Source organism: Pseudomonas entomophila (assembly GCF_029193575.1).
In the GTDB taxonomy this organism is placed as follows: Bacteria; Pseudomonadota; Gammaproteobacteria; order Pseudomonadales; family Pseudomonadaceae; genus Aquipseudomonas; species Aquipseudomonas entomophila_G.
In genome coordinates this window covers 88,240-95,834 of record NZ_JARGCS010000035.1, presented here as the reverse complement: position 1 = coordinate 95,834, position 7,595 = coordinate 88,240, and the positions used below count along the sequence as shown (strand labels likewise).

General features: G+C 59.3%; 9 protein-coding genes and 1 pseudogene. 5 read left to right on the top strand and 5 right to left on the bottom strand.

Going from position 1 to position 7,595, the window contains the following annotated elements; translation table 11 throughout:
* From P0Y43_RS17010 to P0Y43_RS16990, 4 genes are all read left to right on the top strand, one after another.
* The coding region (locus tag P0Y43_RS17010; RefSeq protein ID WP_275635816.1) for an IS66 family transposase at positions 1–549 on the top strand (549 nt) is incomplete at its 5' end.
* Positions 503–856, top strand: coding sequence for a DUF3885 domain-containing protein (locus tag P0Y43_RS17005; protein WP_275638433.1), 354 nt, complete (start codon positions 503–505; stop codon positions 854–856). The genes P0Y43_RS17010 and P0Y43_RS17005, both read left to right, overlap by 47 nt.
* A gap of 352 nt (positions 857–1,208) precedes the next feature.
* Positions 1,209–1,547, top strand: a complete 339-nt coding sequence (locus P0Y43_RS16995; RefSeq protein ID WP_275638431.1) for a low molecular weight protein tyrosine phosphatase family protein — start codon at positions 1,209–1,211, stop codon at positions 1,545–1,547.
* Between the two features lie 83 nt (positions 1,548–1,630).
* Positions 1,631–2,494, top strand: a complete 864-nt coding sequence (locus tag P0Y43_RS16990; RefSeq protein ID WP_275638430.1) for a M24 family metallopeptidase — start codon at positions 1,631–1,633, stop codon at positions 2,492–2,494.
* Positions 2,495–2,641: 147 nt separating this feature from the next.
* On the opposite strand, the gene P0Y43_RS16985 is transcribed toward P0Y43_RS16990, so the two are convergent.
* Complete coding sequence (locus P0Y43_RS16985) at positions 2,642–3,184, bottom strand: RBBP9/YdeN family alpha/beta hydrolase (protein WP_275638429.1); 543 nt, start codon at positions 3,182–3,184, stop codon at positions 2,642–2,644.
* 122 nt (positions 3,185–3,306) lie between these two features.
* Between P0Y43_RS16985 and P0Y43_RS16980 the strand changes: the two genes are divergently transcribed.
* Complete coding sequence (locus tag P0Y43_RS16980; protein ID WP_275638428.1) at positions 3,307–3,765, top strand: Lrp/AsnC family transcriptional regulator; 459 nt, start codon at positions 3,307–3,309, stop codon at positions 3,763–3,765.
* 127 nt (positions 3,766–3,892) lie between these two features.
* On the opposite strand, the gene P0Y43_RS16975 is transcribed toward P0Y43_RS16980, so the two are convergent.
* From P0Y43_RS16975 to P0Y43_RS16960, 4 genes and pseudogenes are all read right to left on the bottom strand, one after another.
* Positions 3,893–4,714: a glucose 1-dehydrogenase gene (locus tag P0Y43_RS16975; protein ID WP_275638427.1), complete on the bottom strand. Its 822-nt coding sequence runs from the start codon at positions 4,712–4,714 to the stop codon at positions 3,893–3,895.
* 389 nt (positions 4,715–5,103) lie between these two features.
* Positions 5,104–5,331 (bottom strand): annotated as a pseudogene (locus P0Y43_RS16970) (transposase); the annotation flags it as partial.
* A gap of 66 nt (positions 5,332–5,397) precedes the next feature.
* Positions 5,398–6,213 carry a PP2C family protein-serine/threonine phosphatase gene (locus P0Y43_RS16965; protein WP_275638426.1) on the bottom strand — a complete coding sequence of 272 codons (816 nt, stop codon included), beginning with the start codon at positions 6,211–6,213 and terminating at the stop codon, positions 5,398–5,400.
* Entirely contained in the window at positions 6,210–7,583 is a 1,374-nt protein-coding gene (locus P0Y43_RS16960) for a serine/threonine-protein kinase (protein ID WP_275638425.1), read from the bottom strand. The genes P0Y43_RS16965 and P0Y43_RS16960 overlap by 4 nt, the downstream gene beginning before the upstream one ends.
* Between the last annotated feature and the right edge of the window lie 12 nt (positions 7,584–7,595).

The following is a 7,595-nucleotide window of genomic DNA, read 5'->3' as shown; positions in this document are numbered from 1 at the left end:
CGCAAGTTTGTTGAAGCTCAGAAGGTGCAGCCCAAGGGCAAAGCCGGGCGAGCAGATATGGCGCTGGCATTGATCAATAAGCTGTATGGCGTCGAGCGTGAACTGAAGGACGCCTGTGATGAGCAGCGATTGACTGGCCGGCAGGAGAAGAGCCTGCCGATCTTGAGGCAATTGAAAAGTTGGTTGGATAAAACTCAGCCTCATGTGACGCCGCAAAGTGTGCTCGGCAAGGCTGTGAATTACCTGGCGAGCAATTGGAGTCGGCTGGAGCGTTATGTGGAGGCTGGGTATTTGCCGATCGACAACAACCCGGCAGAGCGCGCCATAAAGCCATTTGTGATCGGCCGCAAAGCCTGGCTGTTCAGCGACACGCCCAAGGGTGCCGCGGCCAGCGCGCAGCTCTACAGTTTGGTCGAGACCGCCAAGATCAACGGCCAAGAGCCCTATACGTGGCTGCGCCACGTACTGGAGCGGCTGCCCGGTGCGCAGTCGGTGGCAGAATATGAAGCTCTGTTGCCCTGGAACTGTTCACCGGAAATGCCACGGTAAACGATGGTCTCACCTTGCGGTAGGTGGGGTTCATGGATCGCTTACATTTGAGGTGCCTGTATCGCTGCTTGAAACGTTGTTGTGGTGCGCATTGGCAAAGGATTTTCGAGTGATTCAACCCAATCCTGGCTGCGACGTATATCTGTTCAACCTAAACAACAAAATTCTTGCGTTTCCGTACGATGATAGGGGTATGGATGTAGTCGGCTCGAACAGAGAGCTGTTGTTTGCCCTCTACGAAAAGCATCAGCGATATCTGCTGGAAAGCGACCATCCAGAAATCAGCGCTATGTTCAGTGCTTCCTAACGAGGAACCAGCGCGGCACACATGCCACGTCAAGTGACTGCAATGGGTCGAATGCGGCCTACCGACACAGACAGGCCTCGCAATGCTCCCCATCCCCCCTTATCCTGTTTAGAACTCGTACTACCGCGGCTGCTGATCCCGGTACTCACGAGGAAACTATCATGCTAAGAACCCGAGCCTGGAGACGCCAGCAGGCCCGTAAACACGGCAAGCATCAGGCCACACAACCCCCTGTGTTCAAGCCGGAAAAGAACTGGAAGCTGCTATACAGCCGCGCAGAAAAGTTAAAGAGGGCACGCCAGCTCGGACTATGCTATCCCGCTCGCACCATCCGCCAATTACTGGATCAAGAATGATCAACCTTCTGTTCATTTGCAGCCGTAATCAATGGCGCAGCCCCACTGCGGAAAGTCTGTGGCGGCGCCGAGCGGGCTTCGAAGCCCGCTCGGCAGGCACCAGCCCGAATGCACGCCGGACGGTCAGCCAGACAGATATACGCTGGGCTGACGTCATATTCGTCATGGAGCGTAAGCACCAGCAACGACTCGAGGCGGGGTATTCACGTCTACTTGAACACAAGCGGCTGTACGTCCTGGACATACCCGACGATTACCGCTACATGGATCCTGACCTGATCTCCATTCTGGAAGACACAGTGACGCCGTACCTCCAGACCCAAACGTCATGTTGATGTTCCAGTTTTTGATATTGTTGGGTCCCTGTTCCTGCTGCCCAAGCACTGATGCCTATGATTCGCGTCCGAGGAGCTATTTGTTGAAAAGGATAGGAATACTGTCGTTGCTCTGTTGTACGAGTGCTTTCGCCGCAGAATCGCAATACGACCACTACGCAGCCGGTAATAGAGACCTTGGGGCCAGGATTGCTCAACTGGATAGCGAGAAAATTTTGGCCGAGGAGATGCGGCTCGCCCCCTTGGCCAGTGACATGCTGCTAAGGGTCAAACCGATGATCCGCCAAGGCAGCAATGGTATTGCGATCCAGGATTATCTGCTGAAACAGTTTTCGCAGTACGGCTGGCGGCCAATGGCGGTGGGCTACAACGGCTACCCGGAGGCAGTGCCGGTTTCGGTTAACGATCAAGTGGGTAACGCATTGCCCACTGGCACTCCTTTTCCGGATTCAGCACTTGTCAAAGTGGAGTTGGTCGCCGCATCGACTCAAGCCCATGTCGCCCAAGCCTGGACATTCGCCACCCCCAACGCCACCGAACAGCAGAGGCAGTTATTGGCGACGGCTCGCCACGCGCTGCAAAGTGGTATTGACCAGATTCGCTCTGGTGAGCGGCTATCGAATGTGGGCAATGCCATTCAACAGGTGCTTGATGCCAACCAGGTGGTCGCCGTGCATGAACTGGTGGGCTACTCCATGGGCCAGAGGCGGATTCAGAAACCTCAGGTGCTCGGTTACAAGGGCATCATCGATGATGAAACCCTGATGAAATCCGGGCAGGTGCTGAACGTCTATGTGGTGGCAAAATCCGGCACTTTCGGAACGAAATTCCAGCCGCCGAAATTCTGGACAGTGCTCACCCAGGACGGCGCAGATAGCGTGATGCTTTCGGCGATGGTCAAGGTTACGGGTGACGGGCACCAAATACTCAGCAGGTTGATCGACTGAGTGCTACTTGCCTGTTTTTACTGCCTGCGAGCCCAAGGGAGCGGCACCGGATTGTGACTAACATTCAGCGTACCGACAGACTGCCCCGAACCACCCAGAATTTCATTCGACCCAACCGGAGCCCCCATCGCAGAGAAGCAAGGAATATCAGACCGCAGACGCAGGCAGGAAGACCTCCAGCAACGCTCTGCCCCTCTGCCAATCGCCAAGGCCGCTTTGAGCATTGATGTGCCCACAGGCACCGATATTGACCAGCGAACTCCCCCAGGCCTGCGCACATCGCTCGCTGTATTCGGTATCCGCATAAGGGTCGTTTGAGCTAGCGACAACAATGCTGGGAAAACTGAAGCGCCTCAAGGTCGGTGAACCGAACCCCACTGCTGCCTTCGGAAAGGAGAGTCGATCCGGGTCCGGCACAGCCACGAGTAAGGCTCCGCGAATAGCCGAATGGCTAGCGGCGGCCCAGTGCGCGACTTGCAAACAACCCAGGCTATGGGCGACCAGCACAATGTCGGGCCCTGCGATATTGACCGAACGCTCCAGATTCTTCACCCACTGGCTGCAATCTGGGCTCTCCCAGTCTTGCGCGTCAATGCGCTGAACTTCTGCACCTTCGTTTTCCCATAACGTTTGCCAGTGTTCAGGGCCTGAGTTGCCGATGCCAGGCAGGAGCAATATCGGAGATTTCATTCACTATTCCTTTATGGTGGTTGGCATAGCAATGTAGCCAATGAACCATTCGACAGGCATGGCAAAACATCGGAACAATGGTGACTAAACCGATGAGTCATCGGCATATCAGGGAGAGGATCATGACGCTGGATGGCAAGGACCTACAGATTCTGGAAGCGCTGCAACGCAATGCCCGACAGAGTTTAGCCTCGCTGGGCAAGCGTATCGGGCTCTCACAACCGGCAATGAGCGAGCGGGTGCAAAAACTTGAAGCGAGCGGCGTGATCGAGGGCTACGGCGCCCGAGTGAATCTGCCCAAGCTAGGGCTGGGGTTGCAGGCAATCTTGCGTATCCGCACTACCCACCAATACATCAAACGCTACCTTGAATTGTTTGCCGAAATGCCCCAGGTCCTGGAAGCAGACCGAATTACCGGCGATGACTGTTTCATCGTCCGTTGCGCACTCGCTCAGCCCGCCGATCTGGAGAAAGTGGTGGACGCACTCGCGGTTCATGGGTCGGTCACGACGTCGCTGGTCCTGTCCAGCGCGGTCCGCAAGCCCATACCGGTGGCTGCGAAGGCTTGTTGTATCAGCTGACCGAGACTGAATGATCAGTGATCCGCTGGATCATGGAGGGTCAAGGACTTCACGCAGGTCGCGGTAGCGCAGCGCGAACGACGGCTATCGGCCAGAAGCAGCCCTTCGCACCCGAAATTTTAGTGACCTAGTTTCCACTGTCCTCCTCGACTGTTGGAGTCACAGCCGACCCTGCCAATAGACCACCATCAATGTTGAACTCACTGCCCGTAATGTAGGTTGCGTCATCCGAAGCGAGCAACAAGGCCACAGCAGCCACTTCTTCAGGCATTCCAAAGCGTCTGAGTGGAGTGTCTCGAACTAGCGCAGCCATTCGCTCATCGCGGCCTGCATCGCTACCCAGCATTGGTTCCCACATAGGGGTGAGAATGGCCGCGGGATGAATCGAGTTGCATCGAACATTCAGCCTTTGCTCTGCGCAGTAAAGTGCCACCGTTTTAGTGTGATTGCGTACTGCTGCTTTGGACGACGCGTACGCTGCTGCGCCTGGAATGCCAACCAGGCCGGAGCGAGAAGAGATGTTGATTATTGAACCCGCCCCCGACTGACGCATGGAGCGAATGGCGTACTTGCAGCCCAGGAATACGCCGTCGAGATTGGTTTGATGCACAGCGCGCCAGTCTTCAAGGCGTGCATGCTCAGGATCATGCTGCACAGCGCCTTTTTCAAATCCAGTAATACCCGCGTTATTCACCAAGACGTTCAAGCTGCCGCAGTCGTTCAAAATCTGTGTCACTGCTCGTTGCCAATCCTCTTCACGCCGCACATCCAGACTCAGATAACGGGCACGATCGCCCAGCGAGCTTGCAACAGTTTCACCGAGTTCATCGTTTATATCCGTGACGTAAACGAAGCAGCCTTCTTGCACGAAGAGTCGCGCAATTGAGGCGCCAATCCCTTGAGCCGCTCCGGTGATAACCGCGATTTTGGAAGCCAATTTCTTGGTCATAACGGCAAGTCCTTCATTCTATGACGTATTCAGAAAGCATGAAAAACAGGCTAGCCCATATACCGCGCTACGGCACAGCAATGCACCTAATCCATAGTGGGATTTTGGGAAGCCTAAAAAAGCTTGTTGATTGAGCACAGGGACTCTTAGACGAAAATTTCGAGTGTGTGCGACAGGCTGCAATTGGCCGACAGTTGCCCTCCGCGAGAGGCAGCTTAGGGTCCAGGCTGTGTGAAAACCTTCGGCCCGATCCGACTGGTTAGAAAATGACCAGGATTTCGCGCTTCTACGCGAATTCTGGGTTAGCTGAATAGCCAAGCTTCTACAGGGGACTGTCAGATTTTTTGTGTGCGGGCCGGTAACGGCCTGCCGCTAGGCAGGCCCTGATTTCACCAGGTCGGCCTGATGAATCGATCTCCGTACAAAATCGCAAATTGATTCATCGCACTTTTCCAATCATGCGCCGCTGAGCCCCAATTCGCTGTGATGTTGCGCAGTCCCAGCCAGATCAGTTTGGTCGCCGCATCATCGTTCGGAAAGTGGCCACGCGTCTTGATGATCTTGCGCAACTGGGCGTTGATGCTCTCGATGGCATTGGTGGTGTAGATCACCTTTCGGTCACTCTGCGACCGGCAGTGAAGGCACTATTATTGAAACCCAGTAATTCTGTCCGTCCAGCCCCCTCACTCATACTTCACCAACACCACCGTAGCGTTATCCCGCCCCCCATACTCCGCCGCCAACCGAATCAACCGCTGACTGCTGACCTCCAAACCGTCCCGCCCGGCACCTCCCAGCACCCGCGCCAGCTCATGATGCGGCACACACCCATGAACCCCATCACTGCACAACATCAGCAAATCCCCCGCCTGCACCCCCTGCACCCACACCTGCGGTTCCACCCGCGGCGCCGGCCCGATCGCCTGCAACAGCACGTTGCGCGCCGGCAGCCGGTCGAAATGCCCGGCATCCAGCGCCTGCTGGTACCAGGTCTGATCCCGGCTCAACTGCTCCAGCTCACCGCCGCGATATCGATACAGGCGACTGTCGCCCACGTGGAAGGCCAGCAGCGGCCCGCCGGCCTGGGGGCGCCAGAGGCCGGTCAGGGTGGTGCCCATGCCGCGGCCTTCACTGAGCTGGCGGGCGTGGTTGTGCGCGTACAAGCGGGCGTTGGCCGCCTCCAGCGCCTCGTGCAGCACGCCCAGGGCCTGCATCGAGGGCACCTGGCAGGTGGCGTCCGGGTCGCTGCTGGCGTGGGCTACCTGTGCCATCTGCCCGGCCAGGCAGTCGCGCAGGGCTTCCAAGGCCAGCGCGCTGGCCAGGGCGCCGGCTTCGTGGCCGCCCATGCCGTCGGCGACGGCTAGCAGCTCCAAGCGTGAGTCGATCAGGAAGTGGTCTTCGTTGTGACGGCGCACCGGGCCGGTGTCGCTGTGGCCGAAGGCGATACCGCCGCGTAGCGCGCTGGGCGCGGTGGCCTTGTGGTTTTCCGGCGCGCTCATGGCTGCTCCTCGAGAAAGGCGATGCGCTGGGCGGGGTCGGGGATGTGCTCGGCCAGGGCGTGTAACAGGGCCTGGCGGGTACTGGCGTGGGGCAGGGCGCGGCGCAGGACGATGCGCGCGATCGGGCCGATCAGGTAGGTCAGGCGCGTCTCGCTGGCTTGCACGAACGCTGCGTCCAGCTCCGCTGGCATCGGCGTCTGGCTGGGCGGGCTGTGGTCGGTGGGCGGGGCTTCGCTCGAGGCCAGCAGCGCTTCGGTGGCGGCGACGAACTGCTCGCGGCCACGCTCGGACGGGATGTGCGGCAACAGGGCGCTGCGCAGGCTGGCGAAATCGTCGGCGCCGGCCAGGCTGCGTTTGACCAGCAGGCGCGCCAGGGGGCCGATCTGTTGCGACAGCAGCGATTCGAGCTGCGGGCGGACCTGGCGTTTCCACGGTATCAGGGTGTCCGCCGCGTCGCTGCCGGCGGTCGGCGCGCTGCCCAGGCTGGCGTGGCTGAACGAGGCGGGCATCAGCAGCCGGGTGCGGTCGTCGTCCAGTTCCACGCTGCCCAGCGTCTGCGGGCCGGACAGCGCTTCGAGCGCTTCGAGGAAGTCCTGCGCGCTGGCGAAACGTTCGTCCGGGCGCTTGGCCAGGGCCTGGCGGATCAACGCGTCGAACTGCGGATCGAGCGTTGGGTTCAGGCTCGACGGCGGCACCGGGGTCTGGTTGAGGATCTGCTGCATCACCATGGTCGCCGAACCCGAGAACGGCCGCTCGCCGGTGAGCAACTGGTACAGCACGATGCCCGCCGAGAACACGTCGGAGCGGCCATCCACCAGCTCGCCGCAGAACTGCTCGGGCGACATGTAGCTGGGCGTGCCGATCATCGAGCCGGTCTGGGTCAGCACCGAGGTGTCGATGCGCGCGATGCCGAAGTCGGTGACCTTGACCTGGTCATCGCTGGTGATGAGCAGGTTGGCCGGCTTCACGTCGCGGTGCACCACGCCCTTGGCATGGGCGTAGTGCAGGGCGCCGAGCAGTTGGCGCATCCAGCCCAGCACCTGGGCCAGCTGGCGTGGCTCCTGGTTTTGCAGGCGGGTGTTGAGGGCGATGCCGTCGACGAACTCCATGGCGATGTAGGCGGCGCCGTCGTCTTCGCCGTAGTCGTACACCGCGACGATGTTCGGGTGGCTCAGGCGCCCGGCGGCCTGGGCTTCGTTCTGGAAGCGGCTGAGCAACTGCTGTTGCTGGCCGTCGCCGAGCAGCTCGCGGCGGATGGTCTTGAGCGCCACCACCCGCGCGATGTGCGGGTCGAAGGCCTTGTACACGGTGCCCATGGCGCCTTTGCCGAGCACGCTGTCGATGCGGTACTTGCCCAGTCGTTCGAGCATGGTGGGCTCCTG